The 24,814-nt window shown below is 70.5% G+C and carries 20 protein-coding genes and 1 pseudogene; 7 read left to right on the top strand and 14 right to left on the bottom strand.

Going from position 1 to position 24,814, the window contains the following annotated elements; translation table 11 throughout:
- Positions 1 to 944: 944 nt before the first annotated feature.
- From ACWGDE_RS03980 to ACWGDE_RS03970, 3 genes and pseudogenes are all read right to left on the bottom strand, one after another.
- Positions 945 to 1,670, bottom strand: coding sequence for a DUF4241 domain-containing protein (locus ACWGDE_RS03980; RefSeq protein ID WP_453387393.1), 726 nt, complete (start codon positions 1,668 to 1,670; stop codon positions 945 to 947).
- 144 nt (positions 1,671 to 1,814) lie between these two features.
- Positions 1,815 to 2,231 (bottom strand): annotated as a pseudogene (locus ACWGDE_RS03975) (ATP-binding protein); the annotation flags it as partial.
- Between the two features lie 714 nt (positions 2,232 to 2,945).
- Entirely contained in the window at positions 2,946 to 3,110 is a 165-nt protein-coding gene (locus tag ACWGDE_RS03970) for a hypothetical protein (RefSeq protein WP_453387392.1), read from the bottom strand.
- A 249-nt stretch (positions 3,111 to 3,359) separates the two neighbouring features.
- On the opposite strand from ACWGDE_RS03970, the gene ACWGDE_RS03965 reads away from it, so the two are divergent.
- The gene (locus ACWGDE_RS03965; RefSeq protein ID WP_453387391.1) at positions 3,360 to 3,539 is read left to right on the top strand and encodes a hypothetical protein; all 180 of its coding nucleotides are present in this window, start codon (positions 3,360 to 3,362) and stop codon (positions 3,537 to 3,539) included.
- A gap of 68 nt (positions 3,540 to 3,607) precedes the next feature.
- Here ACWGDE_RS03965 and ACWGDE_RS03960 read toward each other — a convergent pair whose 3' ends face one another.
- The 3 genes from ACWGDE_RS03960 to ACWGDE_RS03950 form a co-directional block, all read right to left on the bottom strand.
- Positions 3,608 to 3,775 (bottom strand): hypothetical protein, encoded by a 168-nt coding sequence (locus tag ACWGDE_RS03960; protein ID WP_453387390.1) that lies wholly within the window; start codon positions 3,773 to 3,775, stop codon positions 3,608 to 3,610.
- A 359-nt stretch (positions 3,776 to 4,134) separates the two neighbouring features.
- Positions 4,135 to 4,551, bottom strand: a complete 417-nt coding sequence (locus ACWGDE_RS03955; RefSeq protein WP_453387389.1) for a hypothetical protein — start codon at positions 4,549 to 4,551, stop codon at positions 4,135 to 4,137.
- On the bottom strand, positions 4,541 to 5,431 hold the full coding sequence (locus ACWGDE_RS03950; RefSeq protein WP_453387388.1) for a hypothetical protein: 891 nt from the start codon (positions 5,429 to 5,431) through the stop codon (positions 4,541 to 4,543). The genes ACWGDE_RS03955 and ACWGDE_RS03950 overlap by 11 nt, the downstream gene beginning before the upstream one ends.
- Positions 5,432 to 5,620: 189 nt before the next feature.
- On the opposite strand from ACWGDE_RS03950, the gene ACWGDE_RS03945 reads away from it, so the two are divergent.
- A complete protein-coding gene (locus ACWGDE_RS03945) occupies positions 5,621 to 6,970 on the top strand; it encodes an RICIN domain-containing protein (RefSeq protein WP_453387387.1) in 1,350 nt (449 codons plus the stop codon).
- An 87-nt stretch (positions 6,971 to 7,057) separates the two neighbouring features.
- A complete protein-coding gene (locus ACWGDE_RS03940; protein WP_453387386.1) occupies positions 7,058 to 8,596 on the top strand; it encodes a DUF2637 domain-containing protein in 1,539 nt (512 codons plus the stop codon).
- Between the two features lie 501 nt (positions 8,597 to 9,097).
- On the opposite strand, the gene ACWGDE_RS03935 is transcribed toward ACWGDE_RS03940, so the two are convergent.
- Positions 9,098 to 10,201, bottom strand: a complete 1,104-nt coding sequence (locus tag ACWGDE_RS03935) for a hypothetical protein (RefSeq protein ID WP_453387385.1) — start codon at positions 10,199 to 10,201, stop codon at positions 9,098 to 9,100.
- 281 nt (positions 10,202 to 10,482) lie between these two features.
- Between ACWGDE_RS03935 and ACWGDE_RS03930 the strand changes: the two genes are divergently transcribed.
- Positions 10,483 to 11,520 (top strand): hypothetical protein, encoded by a 1,038-nt coding sequence (locus ACWGDE_RS03930; RefSeq protein WP_453387384.1) that lies wholly within the window; start codon positions 10,483 to 10,485, stop codon positions 11,518 to 11,520.
- Positions 11,521 to 11,569: 49 nt separating this feature from the next.
- Complete coding sequence (locus ACWGDE_RS03925) at positions 11,570 to 12,997, top strand: phospholipase A2 (RefSeq protein ID WP_453387383.1); 1,428 nt, start codon at positions 11,570 to 11,572, stop codon at positions 12,995 to 12,997.
- Positions 12,998 to 13,164: 167 nt separating this feature from the next.
- Here the strand turns inward: ACWGDE_RS03925 and ACWGDE_RS03920 are convergent, their stop codons facing one another.
- The gene (locus tag ACWGDE_RS03920) at positions 13,165 to 13,815 is read right to left on the bottom strand and encodes a GNAT family N-acetyltransferase (protein ID WP_453387382.1); all 651 of its coding nucleotides are present in this window, start codon (positions 13,813 to 13,815) and stop codon (positions 13,165 to 13,167) included.
- Positions 13,816 to 14,141: 326 nt separating this feature from the next.
- Here ACWGDE_RS03920 and ACWGDE_RS03915 point away from each other — a divergent pair, with 326 nt between their 5' ends.
- Positions 14,142 to 15,437, top strand: coding sequence for a ricin-type beta-trefoil lectin domain protein (locus ACWGDE_RS03915; protein WP_453387381.1), 1,296 nt, complete (start codon positions 14,142 to 14,144; stop codon positions 15,435 to 15,437).
- A 338-nt stretch (positions 15,438 to 15,775) separates the two neighbouring features.
- On the opposite strand, the gene ACWGDE_RS03910 is transcribed toward ACWGDE_RS03915, so the two are convergent.
- Positions 15,776 to 18,199, bottom strand: a complete 2,424-nt coding sequence (locus tag ACWGDE_RS03910; protein WP_453387380.1) for an ATP-binding protein — start codon at positions 18,197 to 18,199, stop codon at positions 15,776 to 15,778.
- Positions 18,200 to 18,261: 62 nt separating this feature from the next.
- On the opposite strand from ACWGDE_RS03910, the gene ACWGDE_RS03905 reads away from it, so the two are divergent.
- On the top strand, positions 18,262 to 19,407 hold the full coding sequence (locus tag ACWGDE_RS03905; RefSeq protein WP_453387379.1) for an epoxide hydrolase family protein: 1,146 nt from the start codon (positions 18,262 to 18,264) through the stop codon (positions 19,405 to 19,407).
- Between the two features lie 10 nt (positions 19,408 to 19,417).
- Here the strand turns inward: ACWGDE_RS03905 and ACWGDE_RS03900 are convergent, their stop codons facing one another.
- The 5 genes from ACWGDE_RS03900 to ACWGDE_RS03880 all read right to left on the bottom strand — a co-directional run bounded on the left by ACWGDE_RS03900 (position 19,418) and on the right by ACWGDE_RS03880 (position 24,798).
- Positions 19,418 to 20,926: a hypothetical protein gene (locus ACWGDE_RS03900; RefSeq protein ID WP_453387378.1), complete on the bottom strand. Its 1,509-nt coding sequence runs from the start codon at positions 20,924 to 20,926 to the stop codon at positions 19,418 to 19,420.
- A gap of 87 nt (positions 20,927 to 21,013) precedes the next feature.
- On the bottom strand, positions 21,014 to 22,570 hold the full coding sequence (locus ACWGDE_RS03895) for a multicopper oxidase family protein (RefSeq protein ID WP_453387377.1): 1,557 nt from the start codon (positions 22,568 to 22,570) through the stop codon (positions 21,014 to 21,016).
- A 126-nt stretch (positions 22,571 to 22,696) separates the two neighbouring features.
- On the bottom strand, positions 22,697 to 22,909 hold the full coding sequence (locus tag ACWGDE_RS03890) for a hypothetical protein (RefSeq protein WP_453387376.1): 213 nt from the start codon (positions 22,907 to 22,909) through the stop codon (positions 22,697 to 22,699).
- A gap of 74 nt (positions 22,910 to 22,983) precedes the next feature.
- Positions 22,984 to 23,547 (bottom strand): dihydrofolate reductase family protein, encoded by a 564-nt coding sequence (locus ACWGDE_RS03885; protein ID WP_453387375.1) that lies wholly within the window; start codon positions 23,545 to 23,547, stop codon positions 22,984 to 22,986.
- 111 nt (positions 23,548 to 23,658) lie between these two features.
- Entirely contained in the window at positions 23,659 to 24,798 is a 1,140-nt protein-coding gene (locus ACWGDE_RS03880; RefSeq protein WP_453387374.1) for an epoxide hydrolase family protein, read from the bottom strand.
- Between the last annotated feature and the right edge of the window lie 16 nt (positions 24,799 to 24,814).

The raw sequence follows: 24,814 nt of genomic DNA, 5'->3' as shown, positions 1-24,814 counted from the left end.
AAGAGACAGGGACTGAACCGCCTCGCTGCGCTCGGCGGGGGCGCTTCGCGCCCATGGCCTGCCCTTCGGGCAGGGGCTCCTCCGCTTCGCTCCGGACCGGGAACGCCTCGCTGCGCTCGGCCGGGGCGCCTTCGGCGCCTGGCTCTCCGCTTCGCTCCGAGCTATGGCCGGCCTTCGGCCGGGTCCTGCGCTTCGCTTCGGACTGGCCCGGGCCTGCTTCGCGGACTCATGGGCTCCCGCGCTTCGCGCGGGAGATGACCCCGTTTCACGGGGTCCAGGCCTTCGGCCTGTTCGGGGTGTCCGCTTCGCTCCCACCCCGGCCCTTCCGGCTCCGCCTCCAGGGCCAGGGCCCGCTCCGCGGTCCCGGCTGGCAGCAGCGGGAGGGGTGCGGGCTTCTCTCGACTGGCGGTCGGGGGGAGCGGACCGCCTGAACGGGGTCCGCTCCGCTTCCAAACTGCTGCGCTGCGAACTACAGGGGCTTAACGACCGTGTGCGTGATGACCTGCCCTGTGATCTGCTTCGACTCCAGCTTCTGAGTCCCCGCCACCAGAGTCGGTTTCTCCACCGGAACCTCCTCCGGGGTGGCCTCAACCTCTTGCTCATCCGCCATGACACTCTCCCCCTACTCCAGGATCTGGCTTTGTTCACGTTCAACAGCAGCGTTTGTCACCCGGTTTGGGCAGCAGTTGCTGATCACTGGGCCGGAGAATGCTCACGAGAAATGAAGTCGGTGCATGGGGACGGCCCGCCGCCCGCGGAGGACGGCGGGCCGTCGACTGCCTGTTTCTGAACCTGACGGTGCAGGTCGAGCCGGAGCATCGGAGAGCCGTCCGGTTCGCGAAACGTCACCGCGACGGAACCGCGAACGGGAGTCTGGGCCTCCGTGCAGCTGCGCCAGGCAGCGAGAGCAAGCCGCCATCGTCGGGGAGCCGTGCTGAATGTCCTCAGGCTAGGGCTTCCATGCCCATGTGGCCCATGACGACGATGGAGCTGAGCTCTCCGTTTTCTGTACAGCCGAGCCAGGTTACGGAAAGTCCTTCGGTGGCGGAGAAGGTGATGAGGTCTGCGCCCCGGGCCTCATCACGAACCATCTCGAACTCGCCGCCGCCCACGCTCTCGGTGTCACGGGACACGAGGGTGCCCGGTGCTGTCCTGCGCTGCTCCCGGAACTTGCGGAACGGCGCTGTCAGCGCGGGCCAGGCTGTTGCATCGCCGAAGCTGCCCGTGGAGGTGTCCGTGTTGAATCCGACCTCGTCGCCCTGACGAAGGCGTTCGATGTCGTCGCCAGTGGCGAGGCCCATCTCCCAGACCGCCACCGTGCCTTCCCGCACGCACAGGCGCGTCGCGGCCACCTCACGCCCGGAGAAGTGTTCCCCCATGAACTCGTATGGTGCCTCCGTCCATGCCGCATCCACCCCGTACGTACCGGGAGGAATCCGAACGACGAGTTCCCGCGGCTCCCCGTCTTCGTCCTCCAGCCACGGGGAGTCCACCACGAGTCGGCCGCTCGGGACGCGGATCGACGTCACCCGAGCCACCTCGACCACCTCAACAAACGTCCGTCGATCATCACTCCGCACCCCCAGCCGGGTGCCCGGCGTGAACACCGCATCGAGATAGGCGCACACCTCCGGCGCCGCCACCAGCCGACCATCCCCCACGTATGCCACCCTGTGTCCTCACCACGACCCAACCAGAACTCACGACGATAGGCCCACACTCGGACATCGCATCCCGGCCACAGTCGGATGGGCATGTAGGACCCCCGGCCCCAGTCCAGAATCAGGCACCGAGGCAGGAAGCGGCAGAGGTCATCAGGCCTTGGCTGACTCTTCGGCGCGAGCTCGGGTGTTGGCGAGCCGGTAGGAGTCGGTGCCGGTCTCGATGATGGTGCCGTTGAAGGTGAGGCGGTCGACGATGGCCGCGCAGAGGCGGGGGTCGGTGAACGTCTTGGTCCAGCCGCCGAACGACTCGTTCGAGGCGATGGCCACGCTGTTCTTCTCCTCCCGTTCCGTCAGAGCCTGGAAGAGGAGTTCGGCGCCGCGGCGGTCGAGTTCCATGTAGCCGAGCTCATCACTGCAGAGCAGGTCGACGCGGCCAAAGCGGGCGATCGTCTTGGCCAGCTGCTTCTCGTCGGCTGCCTCGACGAGCTCGTTGACCAGCTTGGCCGCCAGCACGTACTTGACCCGGTAGCCGGCCATCGCGGCCTCGGTGCCGAGCGCGATCAGCAGCGCGTGCACGTGCCCTTCGAAGTAGGCTTCCTGTCCGCAGGACGCGAAGACACGATGGACGGCTTTGCCCGAGCAGAACAGGCGGAAGTAGAACAAATAGCAGGTCACAAGCTCGCCGGCGAGCCGGATGGTCACGTCGCCAAAGTAGACCTCGGCCTCCATGCCGGGCTGGTGGGTCTGCGGCACGAACGCTTCGACCGGCGCCTTCCCCGACTCGACGAAGATCTGCGGCTTCCGATCCGAGACGTAGCGCCGGACCATCTGGTAGGAGACATCTGCGCCGTGCTCCTCGACCACGCGATGGAAGATCCGCGTGATCGTGTGCCGCTGCTTGCGCAGCGCATCCAGGTAGTACCAGTCAGCTCCACCCGTTACCGGGCTTCCACATCTGGCCTATCAACCCAACTGCAAGCCCCTCAGAAGCAAAACGATCAAGACTGTGCCCACGCATTCCGTCCAGCTTTGCCCCCCAGGATGAAGCCTCGCTGCGCGCTCCGGACGGCTTCGGGGTTTCGCTGCGCTCCGCCCCCGAAACGGCCCGCTACGCAGGCTGGGGTGACCCCCTTCGCGGGGTCCGGGCCTTCGGCCCGTTGGGCGGGCCCCACCCCGGCCCTTCCGGCTCCGGCTCCAGGGACAAGGCTCGCTGGCAGCAGGGGGCTTGGTGGGCTTCCTCGCTCGTCTCGGGGGCTCCCTGTTCGTCGGCTGGGGCCGTCTCTAGCCGTGGCAGGCCGGTAGGAACTCGATGCCCTCCGGTGTTCCGTATTCGACCACCGCGAGGTAGGCCCGGGGGATGCTGCACCCGACCTCGGTCCACTGATACGCGAATACGCTCCAGCCCGCGAACCCGAGCACCAGGACCGTGCGCCAAGTCTTCGACATGGGTGCTTCGTCCCCATCCCGCTGGCGGACGACACGATTCCGTCGCGAGGTGGCGAGAGGCGGAGGAGCAGGCGGTGCGTATGGCGCCGCGCTCAGGAGCGGAAACGCCTCGCTGCGCTCGGCCGACCGCCGGCGTCCCGTGATGCAGGGTTGAACATGTTCAGTTCTTCTGTAAGGCTTCAGTCCTGGCGCCGACGCGCTGAGCCGCGTTGGCTGTTATGGGATTCTCGCCTGCATTCAAGAGGTTTCATGTCCGTCCAGGTTCCGCCGCCCGGCCCGCCGCCACCGCCCGGATACACCATCCCCCTGCCCTCCCATCCGCGGGAGGAGATCGGGGCGGTGAAGCTCGTCGGCAGGTCCTGCGCCGTCTTCGCCGCTGTCATGGTGCTGCTCGCATGGCTCTTTCTGCTGCAGTGGTCCTACCGCTGAGCCAAACTCCGAAGCTCGGCTCCGGCAGTGAGGGGATCGTGGGTGCCTCGGCCGGCTCCCGGGGAGTGTCACAGGTGGCTGGTCTCGTCATAGAGCCGCCAGTGCCACCAGCCACCCCTGCGATGCGCCTGTCGGTAGGCGAACGGGTCCGGGAGGGTCCTACGCCGCAGTTCGGCATCCAGCCGTGCCAGCAGCTCCTCCAGTTCCCGGCGCGGACGCGGAGGAAGCCTGTGCACGGCCACCTCGAGCAGATCCCGGGCCACCGCAACGTTGTCCAGAAACTCGTGCTCCTCACATCCGCAGATGGAGAGCCGCAGGTAGACGTACCTGCCCGGGAGAGCAAGGAAGTTGCGGTAGGCGGTGAGAGCGTCTCGGGTCGTCCCGGGCCGCCACCCCTCGCCGTACGGTCGTCGGTACTCCTCGCGATGGATCGCGGAAACAGTCCGCGGAGACAGGCGCCAGCTTCTGGGAAACCGCCCGCCCCAATCGCTGATGCCGGCGTACAGCAGCCGCGGGACCTCTCGTTGCGCGCGCAGCGCGCTGGGCCGTCTACGCGGCATGAGCCTTTCGGAACACGGTCATGGGATTGATCATCCTAGGTCCTGGGTGTCCATGGCTTGGAGGGCTCGGGGATCTCCAAGGCGTGGCGGAGCTTTTCCTTGAAGGATTTCTGCGGGGCCTGGGTCTCTTCCTGTGCGTGGATGAGGCGGGCAGCGGTCACGCGTATGTGGCACTCGCGGTGACGCTGCTTGAGCTGGACCAGCCAGGCGCCGTCCGGAGTGAGGAAAGCCTGGCGAGCTGGGGTGGCTCCCGGCTTGGCGTGCCGGGCCAAGACGGCAGGCAGGTAGTTCAGGGCCGCGTCCTCGGCCGCGGCGAGAGCCTGCGCCTCCGTGCCGTTGACGGGATGGCTGGCTGCCAGTGTCCAGCGGTACAGCTTGAACGTGACGCCGTCCGCGGCCCGAGTCGTCCTGGTGTCCTCCTCTATGAGGACGTACCACTGGTCAGTTGCCATGGCCGGAGCCTAAGGCAGCATTCCGAGGTTCCGTCAGCCCACGCCGAGACCGTCGCCACGGGCTTCCCGCTCGACTTGCCGCCCTGGCCGCCTGGAACCGGCTGCGCAAGGAACGCACCCGCTGAACGACCCCGCCACGGCGGGACTGGCGGGAGCAGACCCGCTCGTGCAAGGCGCAGGGGGAATGGTCGCTCGTCGGCTGGTCCTGGTGCGGCTGCTTCTTGCGCCTTGCCGATGATTCAAAATGGTCCGTGGATATGCTCTGGAACCGATCCCATGCGGGTGGGTTTCTAGGGAGTGGGGAGGTGCTTGTAGCGGAGGGGGACGTAGGAGTTGCGGGGCCAGCCGGCGATGGTCTGTGGTGGATGTTGGCGTTGGTCTTGTGGGCCGGGACGCTTGTGTTGCTCTCGCTGTAGTAGAAGAAGTCGCCCTTGGCCTTGTTGGTCCAGCCGCCGAACAGCACGGCGTGGTGGGTCGTGTTGACGAGGGCGTCGCCGGGCTCGAGCTCCTCTAACTCGGAGAGCTCCCTCGCGACGGTGGACAGGGTCCGGGTGCTCAGGCTCGTTCTCAGCTGCCAGGCCATGGACACGAAGCCGGAGCAGTCCCGCCGGTAGGGGCCGCTCGTCGCTGCGTCCTCCCACCCCGATCCCTGGCTGTAGCCGACACGCTGATCGACCCAGTCCTTGGCGCGGGCGATGATCTGCTCGCGGGTGACCGGCCCACCGGGAGCCGCCCCCTTGCCGATGGTTCCGGTCGAGTAGGGCTTCGCGTACTGCTGGGTGTTGCTGGCCTGGGCGGGGATGACGGCCAGGCCGATGACCAGGGCCAGGCCGGTCAGGGCCGCGATGACCTTGGGCCGGCGTATGAACGGCTCTTTCACGGGAGTCCCTTCGCCGTGGTGAACTCCGCTGTCCTGGTTGGCGGAAGCGGTGGAACACCACGCTGGAACCTGATCTGATTGTCCGGCGGTGCGCAGTTGGGTCTGCGCAGGTCAGTAGGGGTGGGGACTCCGGATGTCCGCGAACTTGTACGAGTGTGCGCGAACAAGTGGGACCTTGGAGGGGAAGAGATGAGCAGACCTGGGCGCCCGCCGGGCCCGTTGAAGGGACGGACGGACGAGGCCAATGCCCTCGCCCAGTTCTTGAGGGACCTGACCGCCGAGTACACGGTGAGTCAGCTGGAGCAGCGGTACGAGGGCAGCCGGAGCGTGTGGAGCGAGTACCGCTCCGGCCAGAAGATCATTCCGTTGTCGCGGCTCAAACGGGTCGTCGAGGACCGGTTCGCCCGCGACGCCCGTACAAGGGAGCAGAAACTCCAGGAGGCACGCCGCCTCCACCTCGCCGCGGCGAACGCCGCCGCTGCCGCGGGTACGGCTTCCGCGCCTGTGGCCGAGCCGGTTCCCGTCGTGGAAGAGGTTCCGGGTACGGGTTCGGGTGCGCAGCAGGACGTGGATGGCCGGCTCGCGGGCGGAGCCGCCGGATGGGGCGAAGTCACCGAGTTATCCGCGGACAATCCGCTGACCTCGGCGGATGAGGGGCCGGGGTCCGCCGCGGATGTTCCGTCGGAGTCGAAGTCGGTGTCGGAGTCTGAGACCCGCCCCGATGTTGGCGAGACGGTCGTCTCGCGCTCGGTCGCGGGGCCCGGTCCGCGAGCGGGTGGGAGAAGTGAACGGCTGCGAAGGTGGAGGACGCCTGCGCAGTGGGGCGCACTTGCCGTCCTGGTCGCGGTCCTCGTCATCGCCAACCGGCCCGATCACGCGAAGGATCCCGCCGCGGAGGCCTCCTCACCGCAAAGCATCGGCCAGGAGAGCGCCGGGCCTGAGGAGCAACCGTCGCCCACCGCTGTCCAGACGCCCCAGGCTTCGGCCTCCCCCTCCGACACACCCACGCCGTCCGAACCGGCGCCCTCGCCCTCGGAGAGCGCCGTGAAGCCGAGTGCCAAGCCGCCGGCCGCGCCGGCACCGGCGCCGGAGAAGAGCAAGGCCCCTGAGCCTGCGCCGCCTCCGCCCGTGGTGGGGAACGGTCCCCGGACCTTCGTGAACGCGGCCACGCAGATGTGTCTGGAGATCCGTCGCAGCTCCGGCGCGGACGGGGCGACCGCCAACCAGTGGACCTGCAACAACTCCTCCAGCCAGAAGTGGCTCATCACGAACCCGACCGGGTCGACGAACATCGTGAGCCTGGACTCGCGCAAGTGCCTGGAGATCCGGGGTGACGTCGGCGACGACGGGGCAACGGCCAACCAGTGGAGCTGCAACAACGCACCCTCCACCCAGGTCTGGGTCTTTCGGCCCGTCGCGGGTGGGGGATGGAACATCGTCAACGCGACGGGGAAGTGCCTGACCATCCGTGGCCAGGGCGACGGCGCCCTCGCCAGCCAATGGCCCTGCGACAACTCCCGGAACCAGACCTGGGAGTGAGCCGGAGCCGGCGCCCTTGTGGGAGGGGGACTCGTGGAGGGATATCAGCGCGTTACGGGGCTTCAGTGGACTCGTACGCACCGGATATTGATCGGTGTCGTGGTCGCCGGAGCCGTCGTCATCGCAGGGATCGGCTTCGCGGGCTCGTACTCCGCCGTACGCGCCCTCGCCTTGCAGAAGGGCTTCGGCAACTTCTCGCTCGTCTTCCCGATCGGCATCGACGCCGGCATCTGCGTCCTGCTCGCCCTGGACCTCCTGCTCACCTGGATCCGGATCCCCTTCCCGCTGCTACGCCAGACAGCCTGGCTGCTGACCGCCGCGACGATCGCCTTCAACGGCGCCGCGGCCTGGCCCGACCCCCTCGGCGTCGGCATGCACGCCGTCATCCCGATCCTCTTCGTCGTCACCGTCGAAGCAGCCCGCCACGCGGTCGGCCGGATCGCGGACATCACCGCGGACCGCCACATGGAGGGCGTGCGCATCACGCGCTGGCTCCTCTCCCCCGTCCCCACGTTCAAGCTGTGGCGCCGGATGAAGCTGTGGGAACTGCGCTCCTACGAACAAGCCGTCGGCATGGAACAGGACCGCCTGATCTACCAGGCCCGCCTCCAAGCCCGCTACGGCCGCTTCTGGCGCCGCAAGGCCCCCGTCGGCGCCCTCATGCCCCTCCGGCTCGCCCGCATCGGCGTCCCCCTCTCCCAGACCGCCCCCGAAGGCCTGGCCGCCGCGGGCATCGACCCGCTGCTCCTGACCGCGAAGCCGACGGAGGCGGCCTTCCCGGCGGACACCGCTGCCGCCCTGGCGGGGCCCGCGGAGGGCGAGTTGCCCACGGGGCTGCCTGCCGCGGCGGACGCGGGACCGGGCACCGAACCGGACGGGCACGGTGCCGTGCCCGGGGTGCAGCCCCGCTTGGGGACCGGGGCGGGACCGGTCGGGCAAGGCCGCGCTGACGCTCCCTTCGTGGTGGACCCGACGGCCATGCCCGCGGCTCACACCAGCGCCTGGTTCGCCGCTCCGCGCGCACCGCAGGCCGCGTACGAGGAGGGCCTCGACCCCCAGTACGCCGAGGGTCGAGGGCCGGAGCCGGTCGTGGCCGGACTCCGCGAGGCCGAGCGCGGCTCCGCCGGTGCGCGGACGGTCGATGGCGCCGAGGGGCCTGCCGAGCCGAGGACTGAAACAGGAGCGGCCGCGGCGCCGGTAGTTGCGGCCCAAGCCTCGAGGTTGCCGGTCCCGGTGCCCGCTGCCACGGTGGAGGACGGCGCTTCCTTGCGCAGCGCCTCCGCGCAGACGCCGGTCGTCGGGTCATCGCCGTCCGATCCGGCCGGGCAGGCGGCGACGCTGCGGGACGCCGGGGTGACCGGTACCGGCGAGGCGACGGCTCGGGTGCCCCAGCAGCAGAGTGACGGGTCCGACGCCGACCCGATCCAGCGGGAGATCGAGAAGGTCGCGCAGTGGCTGGCAGAAGCCGCGGAGGCGGGGAAGAAGTTGTCCGGCGCGGAGACCGCTCGGCGGCTGGGGGTGTCGCCGAAGACGGGTCAGCGTCGCGTGCTCGAAGCCGCGAAGCTCCTCGAGGAGCGCCGCGTACGCCAGGGGCGCGCGCACCTGCGATCGGTCGCCGGCAGCTGACCGGGCCTCTCCCCCGGTGGTTGCCGACCGGGAGCGGTGCGCGGCCGCGGTGATGCCCGGACCGCGGTGTGACCGGTTCCTTCGGGGCCGGTTGCCGGCAGGGGTCACGGAGGACGGGGCGCTTTCCGGGGCGTGACCGATCCGGCGTGTGGTGAGTGATCGCCAATGGACCGGTCCCCGGTCGTGACCGGTTCGTCGCCTTCAGCCGCTTGCCCGGCGGGGGCGATCGGTGTGACCATACCCGGCCTGACCTGCTCTTTGACCGGTTCAGGGGCCGCCGTGACCGATGCCCGGACTCGGTGACCGGTCACCGCCTGATCGGCCAGCGGTCACGGCCGGCGCTTGTTGATCGGCCATCGCCGGTGCTCGTGGATCGGCCATGGCCTCGGCGAGGCAGATCGGTCACTGACCACATCGGCCGAGGACCGGAGACGGGCGCCGGGGGCTGGTGACCGGATCCCCGGATCCCCGGATCATCGGCCGGTCATCCTCTAGCGCGGGCTAGAGGGAGACGGTGGTACCGGTCGACCAGACGGGGTTGTAGTCGGCGTCGCGGATGACCAGGTTGCCGTCGTCCTGGAGGACCAGGAAGCGTCCGTTCGTCGCCGCGGGCGCCGTCGTCGGCGACGGCGCGGCGGGCGGGGCGGAAGCCGGCGGGTTCTTCTTGGGCGTAGCCGGCTGTCCCGGTTCCGGCGCTTCCGTCGACGGCAGCGCCGGCTGCTCGCCGGCCGGCACGTCGGGGGCAGGTCCGGGTACGGACGCCTCGGGCGAGGGGGCAGCAGCGGGGGACGAACCTGGTTCGGAGGGCGCCGCGCTCTGCTGGTCCCGGCTCTGTGGTGAGGACGCCTCCGCGGAGGGGTCCTCCGCGTGGTCGGGCCGGTTCGCGATGACCAGGACCGTGACCAGGACGGCGAGCGCGGCCCACTGGGCGGGGGTCCTCCACCGTCCCGAACGGGTGGCGCGTGGGCGGGCGTCCGCGGGTGGGAGCGGCGAGCGGGGCTCCGCACGGGTGGGGTCCGGCGGCTGCCCGGCGGGTGGTGGTGGTTGTTCGCCCGCAGGGCTGGGCCCAATGTCCTTCGAGGTCAGCGGGTTGTTCGCGGACAACCCGCCACCGCCGCCTACGTCGGGGACCGTTGCGTCCAGGTTCGGTGTGGTGGCCGGGATGTTCCCGGTGTCGGCATCCGCCGGGGGTGCCGGGTCACGGTCCCCCGCGAAGGCCGCTCCCGGGGTGGGCGGGGCCACGTCGGGCTCGTCAGTCACCGGCGGCTTCGGCGGCGCATCCGGTTCCGGGGCGGGTACGGATGCGGGGGCTGGGGTGGGGGCTGGGGCAGGGGCAGGGGCCGCCGTAGCGGGGGCGGGGGATGGCGCCGGGATGGTGTTCGTGGTCGCCGCGAGCGGGGCCGGGGTCGCGGAGACGGCGGCGTTCGCCGCGGCGAGGTGGAGGCGGCGTGCCTCCTGGAGTTTCTGCTCTCGCGTACGGGCGTCGCGGGCGAACCGGTCCTCGACGACCCGTTTGAGCCGCGACAACGGAATGATCTTCTGGCCGGAGCGGTACTCGCTCCACACGCTCCGGCTCCCCCCGTAGCGCGCCTCCAGCTGGCTCATCGTGTACTCGGCCGTCAGTCCCCGCAGGAACTCCGCGAGCGCGTTCGCCTCGGCCGTCCGTCCGTCCCTTCAACGGGCCCGGCCGGCGTCCTGGTCGGCTCATCTCTCCCCTCCACGGTCCGGCGAATTCGTGCAAGTTCGCGGATATCCGGAGTCCCCACCCCCACTGACCTGCACAGACGCACGTACGTACCGACGGACAATCAGATCAGGTTCCAACGTGGTGTTCCACCGCTTCCGCCAACCAGGACAGCGGAGTTCACCACGGCGAAGGGACCCCCGTGAAAGAGCCGTTCATACGCCGGCCCAAAGTCGTCGCGGCCCTCACCGGGCTGGCCCTGGCAGTCGGCCTGGCCGTCATCCCGGCCCAGGCCGACAGCAGCGATCAGGTCCAGCGTCCCGCGTCGACCGGGACGATCGGCAAGGGGGCGGCTCCCGGTGGGCCGGTCACCCGCGAGCAGATCATCGCCCGCGCCAAGGACTGGGTCGAGCAGCGCGTCTCCTACAGCCAGAAGCTGTTCTGGAAGGACGAAGCGACGGGCGGCCGCTACCGGCAGGACTGCTCCGGCTTCGTGTCCATGGCCTGGCAGCTGAATTCGAGCATGAGCACCGAGACCCTGCCCCTCGTCGCGGACCGTATCCCCCGCGACCAGCTCGAACCGGGGGACGCCCTCGTCAACACGAGGAGCCATGCCCTGCTGTTCGGCGGCTGGACCGACAAGGCCAAGGGCGACTTCTTCTACTACAGCGAGAGCAACACAAGCGTCCCGGCCCACAAGACCAACGCCAACATCCACGACTACAAGATCGGCGGTTACTACCCCAGCAGCTACATCCCGCTGCGCTACAAGAAGCTCTCCACCGCCCCGCCGACGCCGCCGCAGCCCTCCGCACCGGCGAAGCCCGCCCCCACCACGACAGCGGTGCCTTCCCCGGCGCCCACGGCCACCGCACCGCCCAAGCCGAAGCCCAAGCCGAAGCCGAGTGCGACCGCCACGGCGGGCCCGAAGCCCAGCGGCACCGCGGTACCCCGTCCGAAGCCCACCACCAGCACGGCGGCCCCGAAGCCCGGTACCACCGCGGTGCCCCGTCCCGGGCCCACCTCCGGCACCGGAGTCCCGGCTCCGGAGCGCAGCACTCCGGCACCGGATCTCCCCGTGCCGTCCGCGCCGGTGACGCCTCCGGCCGCACCCGCCGCGGTTGCGCCGAACGCCGTCCCCTCCTCTCCCGACCCCTCTCCCGCCCCCGCCTGCGCCCCCACCCGCCGGACCTCTTTCCGGCTCTGGGCCTTCCCCTTCGTCATTGCCTTCACCTTCTGACCGGCCGCGGCCGCGTCCCCTTCACCTCAACGTCCCGGAAGGAATCCCGATGGACCCCGTCATGCCCGCATACGACCGGCAGTCCCCTCAACGGCCCACGAGCACGAGCTGGTGGCAGCGCATCCACGGCGCCATCCGCATGCTCTGCCTGCTCCTCATCGGCGTCGTGGCCGTCGGCGTCGCCGCGAACGCGGCCCCGGTCAAGCGACAGACCGGTCCGGCCCCCGTGGTCATGGACCAGATCGTCGCCGCCGGGAGTTCCGTCTTCGCGCTCGCCGCCGACCGTCAGGCCGTCTACGAGTGGTCCGAGGGCCAGGCCAACTGGATGAAGGTCAAGGACGCGACGCAGAAGCTCTACCCGGGCGGTGACACCGTCTACGCGATCGAACCGGGCCGTGGAGACATCAGCAAGTACGACCCCGAGACCGGCCGGTGGCCCGTCATCGGCGGCCCGGGCACCACGTTCGCGGCCACCTCCAAGCACCTCTACGGCGTCAGCCCCGACCACAACCTGGTCATGGAGTACAGCGGCAAGCCCGGTGTCTGGCGCAAGGTCGGCAACCGCGCCCAGGACCTCTTCGCCGGCCCCAACAAGAACCTGTACGTCACCAACCCCGACGACAAGACCATCCACAGGTACGACGGTGGGTGGAACGTCGTCGGCGGTCCCGGCGCCACCTTCGCCGTCACCGACAAGAACCTCTTCGGCCTGACCCCCGACCACAAGGCCGTCGTCCAGCACGACCCGGGGACCAAGAAGTGGAACCCCGTGGGCGGGCCCGCCGGAACCATCTTCGCCGGCAACACCCTCTACGCCACGAACCCCGACAACGGCGACCTGTACAAGTACAGGGGCCTCCCCGGCAAGTGGGACCGCGTCAGTGGCCCCGCGAAGGCCTTCGCCACGAGCGGCCACTACCTCTACCGCCTCGCCCCCGACAGGCGCTCCGTCCAGAAGTACGACGGCAACGGCAGCAACGACAAGTGGGCCACTCTCGGCGCGCCGGCTGCCGGCCCCGCCCCCTCCGCCCAGGCCAAGGCCGCCCGCTACGCCGAGCTCTCCCAGGACAACGCCGCCAGCCGCAAGGCCTTCAAGACCGCCCGTGAAGAACACCTGCGCGGCGTGCCCGACCCCTACGAATTCCGGTGGTCCACGAACTACTGCAACCTCGTCCGCGACGTCCCCTTCAAGAAGTACGACTTCCGCGAGCCCTGCGCCCGACACGACTTCCTGTCCCGCAACTACCGTGACATGCAGGGCGAGAAGGCCTTCGTGAACAACACCGACGGCGCGATGCACATCAACGCGGTCTTCGGCAACGACATGCTGGACATCTGCAAGAACCGGTACCCGGGATCACAGCAGCTGTGCCAGACGACTGCCATCGCATACCTCAAGGGCGTAGAAGGCGCCTCGGCCTGGAACCAGCTCGACCCCCGCAACTGGCTGCCGGGCCTCATCCCCCCGAAGGTGTAGACCCCGCAGCCGGCGAACGGCCGGCCCTCCACCCCAGCCCCGCAACCCCTACAGCCACCGACGGTGGGGGTTGCGGGGCCGGTCGTGCTTCGGTGAGCAAGCCACCCAGGACCGTGCTGCCCTCGCCGCGCTCCCTCAGCGCCCGGCCACCGGCCGCGCGGAACCTCTCAGTTCCGCGCGGCGCCCGTCAGGGGGGAGAGGGTGTGCCAGCCCAGTGACTCGTACAGGGCTCGGCCTTCCGGTGTCGCGGCCAGCACGGCCGCTCTGGCTCCCTGGTGCGCGGCGGCGGTGGTGAGGCTGTGCATCACCAGGCGGCCCAGGCCGCGGCGTTGGTGGGACGGGTCGGTCTCCACCTGGTCGATCACGGCGCCGAGGGCGGTGACGGCGAGCTGGCCGCGCGCGGCGAAGGCGCCGTCGGTGGTGCGCACCAGGGATCGGGTGAGGCCGGCGCGGGTCCAGGTGGTCAGGCGGTAACCGTCGGGGGGTTCGGGCAGGGCCCGGGGGTGGGCGTTGGGGAGCGGGGCGGACATCAGGTAGCCGTCTCCGCCGGCGAGGTGCCAGCCGGGGGCGAGCCAGGGTTCGAGCGCTTCCGGTGGGACGAACGCCTTAAGCCAGACGCCGGGCGCGGTGGCGTTCTCGGTGATCTTGCGGACGGTCGCCTCGTCCGCGGAGTTCAGGACGTGGCGCACGACGTGTCCGGGTTGGCCGACGTCGATGGTGAAACCCCAGGCACGGGGCACAGGTTCGGCTGCGCCGCGCGAAACGGTCCAGCCGTGGACCCATGCTCGTGCGGCCTCGGCCGTGTGCGCGAAAGGCAAGGTCTCCTCCGAGTGCGTAATGGACCAACCAGGGGAGTGATTATTACATCTGGGAGGTCCGGGGGGGATGGGACCGGATCGTCTCCGAGGGCGTTGCCCAGGGGGTGCCGAGGAGGGGCGAGGGGGTCCGTCTTTCCGGAACCAACGGACATCCGTCGCGCTGTCCTGGTTGGCGGAAGCGGTGGAACGGCACGCTGGAACCTGATCTGATGGTCCGGCCATAGGTGCAGTTGCGTCTGTGCAGCTCAGATGGGGTGGGGACGCTTGGTGTCCGCGAGTCTGCACGAGCCTGGCGGGATCACACGGGGCTTTGGAGGGGGAGAGAGATGAGCAGACCTGGGCGCCCGCCGGGTCCGTTGAAGGGGCGGACGGACGAGGCCAATGCCCTCGCCCAGTTCTTGAGGGACCTGACCGCCGAGTACACGGTGAGTCAGCTGGAGCAGCGGTACGAGGGCAGCCGGAGCGTGTGGAGCGAGTACCGCTCCGGCCAGAAGATCATTCCGTTGTCGCGGCTCAAGCGGGTCGTCGAGGACCGGTTCGCCCGCGACGCCCGTACGAGAGAGCAGAAGCTCCAGGAGGCGCGGGGACTGTACACCGCCGCGACGGCCGCCGCGGCAGCCGTTCCACCGGCCTCGGATGCCGCCTCGGCGGCGGACGGGGGATCCGTGTCCGTCGCGGATGTTCCGTCGGAGTCGGAGGCGGAGTCGGAGGCGGAGTCGGAGTCCGAGTCGGAGACCCGGGCCGATGCCGACGGGACGGTCGTCTCGCGCTCGGTCGCGGGGCCCGGTCCGCGGGCGGGTGGGAGAGGTGAACGGCTTCGGCGGTGGAGGACTCCGGCGCAGTGGGGCGCGCTCGCCGTTCTGGTCGCGGTCCTCGTCATCGCCAACCGGCCCGACCACGTGAAGGATCCCGCCGCGGAGGCCTCCTCACCGCAGGACCCGGGGCAGGACCAGCAGAGTTCCGCGCCCGTCGAACCGGGGCCCTCACCCGAGCTCTCCCAGACCCCGGAAGCGTCGGCGCCGGCTCCCGGGCCCAGTGCCGAGCCGGTGGCGCCCCCGGCGTCGCAGGGGCCGGTTCCGGGGCCCGGCCAGCCGGCCCCGTCGAAGAAGAACCCTCCCCCGCCGGCCGAAGGCTTGCCCGCGGGGGCGCCGCCGTCCTCCTTCTTCCAGCGGACCCTGCGCAACGTCACCACCGGCAAGTGCCTGGACATCGCCGCCGAGGGCATCCCGAACCAGGGGAGCCGGATCGCGCAGTTCGACTGCGGGGCCGGTTCGGGGCACAAGCAGGCCTTCGACCTCGTCGACGGGGTGGACGGCTTCCTGATCCGCTCTTCCGACCAGCCGAGGCTGTGCATCGACCTGGGGGACCTCGAGGCGCCCAAGACCGCCTCCTACGTCGGGCTCTACCCCTGCCAGAACACCACGGGCGACAACCAGCTCTGGTACCGGAAGTGGAACGTGGACCAGAGCGCCTTCCTTCTGGTCAACGCCAAGTCCGAACGTGCGGGCCGGCCGATGTGCCTCGACGTGGACGACTACTCCGTGAAGATCAACGGTCAGCGTGTGGGCGTCTTCCCCTGCAACTACACCGGCGGCGACGACCACTGGTGGACCCTGCCCTGACCGGTCGCGGGAGTCGGCTGCTCCACGGACCGGTCCCGTACGGCGGGTCGAGCTCCCGGTAGAGGCGGGCCGGAAGGGGCCGGCCCGCCTCAGCTGATGGGGGCGATGCCCGGGAGGTCGGTCAGAAGTGCGGCTCCGCGTCTCCCCTTTGATGACGTGGTACCCATCGGCACGCACATCGGGAGCAGCCGTCGTCACCCTGCTCGGGCGGGGTGACCGACCTCCGCGACTCACGCTGTGGTGCTGTCTCCAGCGGAGAATCTACGGTCGGGAAGCGCTCGGCGGTGTTCATGGCGTGCTGGGATCGTGTGCTCTGCGTGCCGTGGGGCGGTCAGGTCTCAGCGCGTGGTGGCGTCGAGGAGTTTGCGGGCTGCTTCCGTGCGGGTGGACGCGTTCAGTTTGGTGAGGATGCGGGATACGTGGACGCCGGCGGTGTTGATGCTGATGAACAGGTCCGCGGCGATCTGGCGGTTGCTCTTGCCCTCGGCCACCAGGTGGAGCACTTCGAGTTCTCGGGCGGTCAGTCCCGGTAGGCCCGGGGTGCCCTTGGGCGGGTGGGGTGGTTTGGGTTCGGGGTCTGTGCACAGGGCCAGTTCGAAGGGTCGGCCCAGTGCCTGCCAGGTGCGTGCGGCGGACTGCAGGTCGCCGCGGGCCATGGCCCGGTGGGCCTCGTCGACGGGGCCGACGACGGGGAGGTCCGGGAGTTCGGGCGGGCGGACCGCGGCGAGGAGTGCCCATGCCTCGTGCGGGTGGGCGGCGAGTTCGGCCGGGGCCGGGGGGTGGTCCGTACCGGGGGCGAGGCGGGCGCGGAGGGTGTGCAGTCGGAGGTGGTACGGGCGGGCCCAGGGGCCGTCTCCGATCAGGGGTGCCGCGGTCTCGGCGGCGGCCGTGGCGGCGGCCGGGTCTCCTTGCGCCAGGTGGATCTCGCCGCGGCTGATGAGCAGGGCCGCGTGGCTGAGCTGGGGGAGTTCGGGTTCGCCCAGGGCCTCGTCGATGAGGTCGAGGGCTTCGGTCCAGCGGCCCGTGGCCGTCAGGGCCTGTACCCATTTGACGACCAGGATCGGGGCGTGCCGGGCGTACTGGAACGAGGCGTGGGCCGTCTTGAGGCCGGACTGGACGGCCTCGATGGCTTCGGCGTAGGAGCCCATGGCGACGTGGAAGGCCGATTCCCACGTGGCGACGTCGATGGCGGTCTGCGGATCGGCGGTGCGGCGGGCCGCGGCGAAGTGGTGGCGGGCGGTCCGGGGGTCGGCGCCGGCGGCCAGGCCGAGGTAGGCGTGGGCGCGGGCCATGAGCACGGCGTCGTCCAGGGTTTCGGCGATCCGCAGGGCCGCCTGTGCGTGGTTCCTGCCCTGGTCGGCGTCGCCGGTGAACACGTGGGCGGCGGCCAGGTCCGCGAGGACCTGGCCGCGCAGGAGCGAGGGTTCGGGCAGGAGTTCCAGCGCTGTGCGCAGGTCGTCCATGCCGCCGCTGTTGCCCAGGTTCCGCAGCCGTGCGCGTTGGTAGAACCGGCGCGGGTGCGGGGCGACGGCCAGGGCCTCGGCCGACCAGCGCAGTCCGGAGTCGACGGCACTGGTGGCCAGGGCTGCTTCGACCGCGTGGTCGAGGACGGTGAGCCGGTCCAGCCCCGGCGGGGTGGGCGCGGTGTCCCAGAGTTCCAGGACCCGTCGCAGGAGCTGCATCCGTTCCGGCTCGGCGCCGGCGAGTTTCGCCTGTCCGGCGGCTTCCCAGGACGCGGTGAGCGCGAGGGCGTGCTCGCCGCCGGCGTGCGCGTGCGCCGCGAGTTGGGCGACCCGCCGCGGCATCGTCGACAGGGCGGCCGCGAAGCCGGCGTGCAGGAGGGTCCGCTCCGCCGGCAGGAGCCGGTCGTGGACGGCCTGGGCGATCAGTGCGTGGCGGAAGGAGTATCCGGTGTCGGTCGGCAGCAGGAGGTGTTCGCCGACGAGCAGGCGCAGCGCCTGGTGCAGATCCGGCGCGGGCAGGTCGCAGACGGCCGCCAGGACCTCGTGGTCCACCTCGGTTCCGGCCACGGAGGCGAGGGTGAGGACCTGGTGGGCTTCGGCGGGCAGCTCGGGCAGCCCGGCCAGCAGGAGTTCGCTCAGGGCCGCGGGGGTGTGGTCGGGTGAGCTGCCGAGGGCTTCGACGAACAGCGGGTTGCCGTGGCTGCGGGCGAATACGCGGGTGACGACGGCGGGATCGGGCTCGCGGCTCAGCAGGCCGGCCAGCTGCCGGCTCGTTTCGTGCCGGGTCAGCGGTGTGGGCGTGACCTGGCGGACGGCGGGGAGCCGTGTCAGCTCGGCCACCAGTCGGCGCAGCGGCCCGCTCGGCGCACGGTGCGTGCCCAGCAGGAAGACTCCGCTGTGGGCCAGGTTGGCCACCAGGAAGGTGAGGAGCTGCAGGCTGGAGCGGTCCGCCCAGTGCAGGTCTTCCAGTACGAGGATCAGCGGGCGGGTGTCCGCGGAGCGCTCCAGGGCCAGGAGGACTTCCCCGAAGTCGCCCGGTACGGCCGACAGGCGGCGCAGCGGGGAGAGGAACGGGGCGAAGGGCAGCCCGTCGTTGCCGAACTGCAGGCAGCGTCCGGTCAGCACCAGCGGTGCGGCCCCCAGCCGGGAGGTGAACTCCTCGACCAGCCGGGACTTGCCGATCCCGGCCTCTCCGCAGACCAGCACGGTGGAGACGTTCTCGTCCTGGTAGGCGGCCCGCAGCGCGGTCAGTTCAGCGCTGCGGCCGATGAAAGTACTACTGCTCGCGAAGATCCCCACGCGGCAAAGATAACGAGATCTCGTGATGTGGGGCCGGTCTCGTTACCGGCAATGTTGAAGGCATGACGAACGAGATCAAGAACTTCCGCATCGAGATCGCGCAGGCCGACATCGACGATCTGCGGAGCAGGCTCCGCCGTACTCGCTGGACCGACGAGCTGCCCGGCGCGGGCTGGGAGCGCGGCGTGCCGGTGAGCTACCTCAAGGAGCTGGCCACCGCCTGGGCCGAGAAGTTCGACTGGCGCGCCGCCGAGGCCGAGCTCAACCGGCACCCTCAGTTCACCACCGTCGTCGACGGGCAGAACCTGCACTTCCTGCACGTACGCTCCGAGCGTCAGGACGCCGTCCCGCTGCTGCTGATCCACGGCTGGCCGGGCTCGGTCGTCGACTTCCTCGACATGATCGAACCCCTGACGGCGCCGGAGGCCGGCGAGCCGGCCTTCCACCTGGTCATCCCGTCCGTGCCCGGTTTCGGCTTCTCCGGGCCCGTCAGCGAGACGGGCTGGAACGACACCCGCATCGCCTCGGCCTTCGCGGAGCTCATGGCCCGGCTGGGGTACGAGCGGTACGGCGTGCAGGGCGGCGACATCGGGGCCTTCATCGGCGCGGCCCTCGGGCGGGCCGACGCCGAGCACGTCATCGGCGTGCACGCCAACGCGCTCGTCGCCTTCCCCACGGGCGACCCGGCGGACATGGCCGCGCTCACCGAGGCCGAGCAGCGGCGGCTCAAGGCGATGAAGCACTTCCAGGACGACATGTCCGCGTACATGCAGCTCCAGGGCACCAGGCCGCAGACGATCGCCCACGCCCTCGCCGACTCGCCCGTCGGACAGCTCGCCTGGATCGCCGAGAAGTACAAGGAGTGGACGGACCCGGCCAAGGAGCTGCCCGAGGACGCGGTGGACCTCGGCCGGCTGCTCGCGACCGTCAGCATCTACTGGTTCACCGACACCGCGCGCAGTGTGGCGAACTCCTACTACGAGCGCTTCCACGACGCGAGCATGTGGGCTCCCAAGCCCCCCGCCACCGTGCCCACCGGTGTCGCGGTCTTCGCCGCCGGCGACTACGCCATCCGCCGGTTCGCCGAGAAGGCGCACAACATCACCCACTGGTCGGAGTTCTACCGCGGCGGGCACTTCCCCGCTCTGGAGGCGCCCGACCTGCTGATCGGTGACGTCCGCGAGTTCTTCGCCTCGCTCGGGCGGTAGGGGGCCGGCTTCACGTAGCGCGGTGCGGGGCCGGCATCGGTGGGGTGGCGGTGCCGTTCAGGCAGCGGTCGAGGAGTGCGTACATGCGGGGGACGGGGAGGGAGGGGTTGGCCGCGGCGCCCTCCGCGGTGCGGGGGTCGGCGAGGAGGGCTTCGAGGGCCTGCGGTGTCAGGCTCGGGTTGGCGGCGGCTGCCCGGCGCACCGACTCGTCCGGGTCGTCCACCGGGGGTTCGGGCAGGGCGGGATCGGCTGCGGCGAGGGCGCGTACCTCGGGATCCGGGTGGCCGATGAGGTGCGTTCGGCCGGTGCCGGGGAAGCCGGGCAGGGTCAGCAGGTGCGGACGGTGGGCGGGGCGGGTCGCGAAGACGTCCAGGAGGAGGTGCGGCGGAGCCAGCGGGTGGTGGCAGGCCAGCCGGATCCGTACCTCCTCGTCGTCGTCCCGCGCGAGGGTCTCGACGAGTGCTGCGGGCAGGCCGGGCCAGCTCGCCGCGACGCGGCGGAGCACCGGTTCCTCGGACGCCGCGCAGGCGGCGAACCAGTCGGGCGCAGGCTCGGTGGCCGGCTCGGTGATCGGGCAGGTGCAGTCCGGACCGTGCCCGATGACCTCGTGGATCGCCCGGCACTCGGCCCAGGTGCGGGGGAAGGGGTGGAGGTGTGCGCGCATCCGCACGTCCTGGTCCGGGTCCTCCCTCAGCTCGGTGATCAGGTCCGGTGCCAGGTCGGGCCGGGCGGCGACCCTTGCGCGGATCTTGGCCTCGGGGTGGCGGGCGAGCCGGGCGACGGCATCGGCCGGCGTGTGGGGGTTCCAGGTCAGGGGGCCCACCGTGTCGTCCGCGAAACACTGCTCGACGAGCGCGGGCGACAGGGCGCAGGTGCCGAGCACGAACGGCTTGCCGTGCGAGCCGAAGGTCGGCAGCTTGGCCTCCACCGCTTCCGGGTCCAGCTCCCAGCGGTGGCTCCGTGCCGCTTCCCGTACCACGGGGTCGGGATCGTCGAGCAGGGCCTCCCGCTCCGTGGGGGTGAGCGACTGCCACCTCCAGGTGGCCCGTACGCGGAGCTCCGGGTGTTCGTGCCCGGCCATGGAACGGTAGAAGGACAGGGGGATCTGCCGGGAAAAGCTCAGCTCCTCGATGATCTCGTTCTCGGTCAGCATGCCCTCCTCGCCCCCGTCCCGGGCGGTCAGGAAGGTGACGAGGATGTCGTCCGGCAGCGGTCGGACCCGTCGGTGGCGGGGGCGGGGGTTGGCGAGCCGGACACGGACGAGCCCCAACGGGTCCGTTGCCAAGGGGGCTAGCCGCGCGGGGTCGACGTGCCGGTTGCCGGCGAGCGCGCGGCGGATGGTCCTGGCCGGGTGGCGCAGGGCCGCGTCGATGACGTCGTCGGGCAGGTCGCGGCCCTCGCACATCAGCGGGCCGGCCTCACCGGCCGCTTCATCCATCAGGCGTATCAGTACGTCGGAGGGCGCCGCCGGATTGAAGGCGATGCCGCGCAGCCAGGGTTCATGCAGAGAGTCGGACACCGCGTCATCCTGCCACCACCTCGAAGAATCGCGCGGGCAGCGGCCTTCGTCAGCCGGACGAGATCCTCGCGAGTCGCCGGGCGCGCGCTAGTGCTGGTGGGAGTTGGGTTGGGGGTTGGGGGTGCCTGCCTGTTGGCCTGGGTCCACCACTACGAACTGGCCCATCATGCCTTCGTCCTCGTGGTAGAGGAGGTGGCAGTGGAACATGTACGGGGTGTTCGGGTCCGCGGGGCCTTCGAAGCGCAGGGCCAGGCGGACCGTCGAGCCGTTCGGGATGAAGACGGTGTCCTTGGGGCCGCGCAGTGACGGGGGCGGGGCTTCGCCGTTGATGTCGAGGATGCGGAACTGGACGTCGTGGACGTGGAAGTTGTGCGGCATGCCGTCCTCGTTGCGCACGGTCCAGGTCTCGGCCGTGCCGCGGGTGACCGTCTCGTCCACTCGGGACATGTCCATCTTCCGGCCGTTGATGCCGGACATCTTGAGCTCGAAGAAGCGGCTGCGGACCGAGTCGTCGCCGGTGGGGAGCGAGGACGGCACCAGTGTTGCGGGGAGGGCCGCCGACGGCTTCAGGGTGGGTGCGGCGCGCAGCTGCATCACGTCGAAGGAGTCGTCGCCGCCCCCGAAGCGCTGGTTCCAGAAGTCCAGGCCGGCGTCCAGGGGGTAGGAGCGCAGGGTTCGGCGCTCGCCCGCCTTCATCCGTACGACGATCTCCGCGCGCTCGCCCGGTGACAGGCGCAGGCGGTTGGTGGTGTGCGGGGCTTCGAGGAGGCCGCCGTCCGAGGCTGTCTGCTGGAACTCGCGGCCGTCGTCGAGTCCGAAGGTGTAGACGCGGGCGGTGGAGGCGTTGAGCAGGCGCAGGCGGACCAGTTCGTTCTCGACGGGGACGTAGGGGTCCAGCGTGCCGTTGACCATGGTCCGGTCGCCGAGGAAGCCGACGTTGCGCATCAGCTTGTGGCCGTGGTCGAACTTCGCGCCGTCGAAGCTCACGTCCTGGACGATGGCCGGTATGTCGTCGACCCCGTACGTCTTGGGCAGGGGCAGGGCGGCCGATTCCGGGTCGTCGAGGAGGAACAGGCCGGCGAGGCCGCGCTGGACGTGCGTCTCGGTGGCACCGTGCGGGTGCGGGTGGTACCAGAGGGTCGAGGCCGGCTGCGAGACCGTCCACTCGGGGGCCCAGTTGCCGCCCGCCGGGACCATCTGGTGCGGGCCGCCGTCCATCGCGGCGGGCAGGTGCATGCCGTGCCAGTGGACGGTGGATTCCTCCGGCAGCGTGTTGGCCACCTTCACCCGGACCTTCTCGCCCTTCGCCGCGCGGAGGGTGGGGCCGAGGTAGCTGCCGTTGAAGCCCCAGGTCGGGGTCTTGGTCCCGGGGGTGAACTCGGTCTCCCCCGCCTGCATCCGCAGGTCGAAGACGCGGGTTCCGTCCGGCTCCACGGTGGACGCGGCGAGGGGCGGTATCGCGAGGGCGTTGCGGAAGTCCACCTTGCCCACGGTGGACAGTTCGGCTCCGGTGTAGAGCCAGGTGAAGAGCGAGCCGATGACGAGGGCGAAGCACGCGGCCAGCGAGCCGAGGATGACCAGCGCCCGCTTCCCGCGCGACATCCGCCGCTTTTCGCTGGTCCCGTCGTTCCCGTTTCGCGACATGATCACGAAGCTACAGACCGGGCTCGTACCACCGCATCGGGGGGTTACCCGGGGGCTACCCCGAGATCGCCCCCGAGGAGGTTCGGGGGCGCGACCCCGACGCGGGCCCGCCCCCGTGCCCCTGGGCTACGGCCTGTACTGGTGACCCTGGGTCAGGGAACCGTGCACGGCGGTCGAGTTGTAGGAGACGCGGTCGCTGCTCGCCTGCTCCCTGCGGGCCTGCTCGATGCGCAGGCCCTCCGCCGGTTCGGTGCGGCGCCCACCCCGGCGCAGCAGTTTCACGATCATCCACAGTGCCGCCAGACCCGCCGCACCGAAGAACACCCCGAGTTCGATCACGCTGCCCACCCCCGTCGTACGTACGTCTGATCCCGACCATACCCAGTCGATCACCCGGCGGGAAGGATTCCGCGTCAGGGCCGGGTGAGGGCGTGGCGCAGCAGAACCACCTGGTCGTCGAAGGTCCGGGTCTCCACGAGGGTGAGGGGGCTCCGCCGGGGCTGGGGCCGGAGGGTGGGCTTGCCGCCGCCCAGGATCACCGGGTGCACGAAGACCCGGTACTCGTCGATCACGCCGTGTTCGGTGAGGTAGGAGGCCAGTTCGGATCCGCCGAACAGGAGCAGCGTCGTACCGGAGTCCTTGAGGGCGGTCAGTTCCCGCGCCACGTTCTCGCCGATCACGCGGGTGTTCCAGTCGGCCTTCTCCAGGGTGCGGGAGACCACGATCTTGGGTGCCGCGCGCCAGACCGGGGCGAAGGCCAGGTCGTGCGGGTGCGTCGAGTGCTCCTCGGCCTGCGGCCAGTAGCCCGACATCATGTCCCACACCACGCGCCCGTACAGGAACACCTTGTCGCCGCCGGTCAGCTCCTGCGCGTAGGCGGACAGCTCGGGGCCCATCAGCGGCCAGTCGAACTCGCCGGCGGGGCCCTCGATGAATCCGTCGAGGGACTGGTGTACGAAGTGGATGAGCTTGCCCATGGTGGTGTGTCCTGTTCGGTTCTCGTGCGGGTGTCCCGCGTCGGCTCTCATCCTTCCGTCGAACGGGGCGGGCGGTTTTCGACATCCGGCGCGTGTCCGGTCCCGGGAATTTCAGCCGAAGAAGGCGCGGACCTCGGTGACGAAGGCTTCCGGCTGTTCCAGGGACAGGAAGTTGCCGCCGCGTTCCAGCTCGGTCCAGTGGGTGATGTTGTGGTCGCGCTCGGCGAAGCGGCGGATGGCGATGTCCGTGGGCAGGGCGACGGCGACGCCGGTCGGGACGGTGCCGCGCGGCTTGGGGGCCCAGGCGCTCGGGTCGTGGCCCGACTCGTAGTAGAGGTTCGCCGAGGAGCCGGCCGTGCCCGTGAACCAGTAGACGCTGATGTTGGTCAGCAGGCGGTCGCGGCCCACGGCGTCCTCGGGGAGTTCGGCGGCGGGGTCGGTCCACTCCTTGAACTTCTCCGCGATCCAGGCGAGCTGTCCCACGGGTGAGTCGTGCAGGCCGGCGGCGAGGGTGTGCGGGCGGGTGGACTGGATGGCGACGAAGCCCATCTTGTCCTGCTGGAAGTCCTCGAGGCGGGCCAGGCGCTCCTGCTCGGAGGGGGTCAGGCCGTCGAGTTCGGCGGGGTCCCCGGAGGGGAAGGTGACCAGGCCGTTGACGTGGACGGCGCTGACCCGGTCGGGGGCGCGCCGGCCCATCTCCGCGGCGATCCAGGCGCCGCCTCCGGTCCCCTGGACCCCGTAGGAGGAGTACGCGAGCCGGTCCATCAGCTCGACGAAGGCGCCCGCGATGCGGCCGGTGTTCCAGCCGGCCTCGGTGAGCGGGCCGGAGAAGCCGGTGCCGGGGGTGGAGGTCACGATGACGTGGAACTGCTCCGCGAGGGGCTTGACGACGTCGACGAACTGGACGAACGAGCAGGGCCAGTCGTGGATGAGGAGCAGGGGGAGCGCGTCCGGGTTCTGCGAGCGGACGTGGAGGAAGTGGATGTTCTGGCCGTCGATCTCGGTGGTGAACTGGGGGAACTCGTTCAGCTCGGCCTCGGCCTTGCGCCAGTCGAAGCCGTCGGCCCAGTACGCGGCCAGGGACTTGAGGTAGTCGGTGGGCACGCCCCGGCTCCAGCCGGTGCCGGGGATCCCGGTGCTCCAGCGGGTGCGCGCGAGACGGTCGCGCAGGTCGTCGAGCTCGTCCTGGGGGACGTCGATGCGGAAGGGGCGGATACGGGCGTCGGTGGCGTTGCCGCTGCTGTTCTTCATGAGGACGACGGTATTC

It is taken from the genome of Streptomyces sp. NPDC054956 (assembly GCF_053609185.1).
Note: the sequence above shows the minus strand (reverse complement) of the source record. Positions and strands in the feature narration are given on the sequence as shown.

Excerpts from the sequence above, each read along its gene's own strand:
- ACWGDE_RS03970 (WP_453387392.1), bottom strand. The coding sequence starts at position 3,110 with ATGTCGAAGACTTGGCGCACGGTCCTGGTGCTCGGGTTCGCGGGCTGG.
- ACWGDE_RS03965 (WP_453387391.1), top strand. The coding sequence starts at position 3,360 with ATGTCCGTCCAGGTTCCGCCGCCCGGCCCGCCGCCACCGCCCGGATAC.
- ACWGDE_RS03955 (WP_453387389.1), bottom strand. The coding sequence starts at position 4,551 with ATGGCAACTGACCAGTGGTACGTCCTCATAGAGGAGGACACCAGGACG.
- ACWGDE_RS03945 (WP_453387387.1), top strand. The coding sequence starts at position 5,621 with ATGAGCAGACCTGGGCGCCCGCCGGGCCCGTTGAAGGGACGGACGGAC.
- ACWGDE_RS03935 (WP_453387385.1), bottom strand. The coding sequence starts at position 10,201 with ATGAGCCAGCTGGAGGCGCGCTACGGGGGGAGCCGGAGCGTGTGGAGC.
- ACWGDE_RS03925 (WP_453387383.1), top strand. The coding sequence starts at position 11,570 with ATGGACCCCGTCATGCCCGCATACGACCGGCAGTCCCCTCAACGGCCC.
- ACWGDE_RS03915 (WP_453387381.1), top strand. The coding sequence starts at position 14,142 with ATGAGCAGACCTGGGCGCCCGCCGGGTCCGTTGAAGGGGCGGACGGAC.
- ACWGDE_RS03905 (WP_453387379.1), top strand. The coding sequence starts at position 18,262 with ATGACGAACGAGATCAAGAACTTCCGCATCGAGATCGCGCAGGCCGAC.
- ACWGDE_RS03895 (WP_453387377.1), bottom strand. The coding sequence starts at position 22,570 with ATGTCGCGAAACGGGAACGACGGGACCAGCGAAAAGCGGCGGATGTCG.
- ACWGDE_RS03885 (WP_453387375.1), bottom strand. The coding sequence starts at position 23,547 with ATGGGCAAGCTCATCCACTTCGTACACCAGTCCCTCGACGGATTCATC.
- ACWGDE_RS03880 (WP_453387374.1), bottom strand. The coding sequence starts at position 24,798 with ATGAAGAACAGCAGCGGCAACGCCACCGACGCCCGTATCCGCCCCTTC.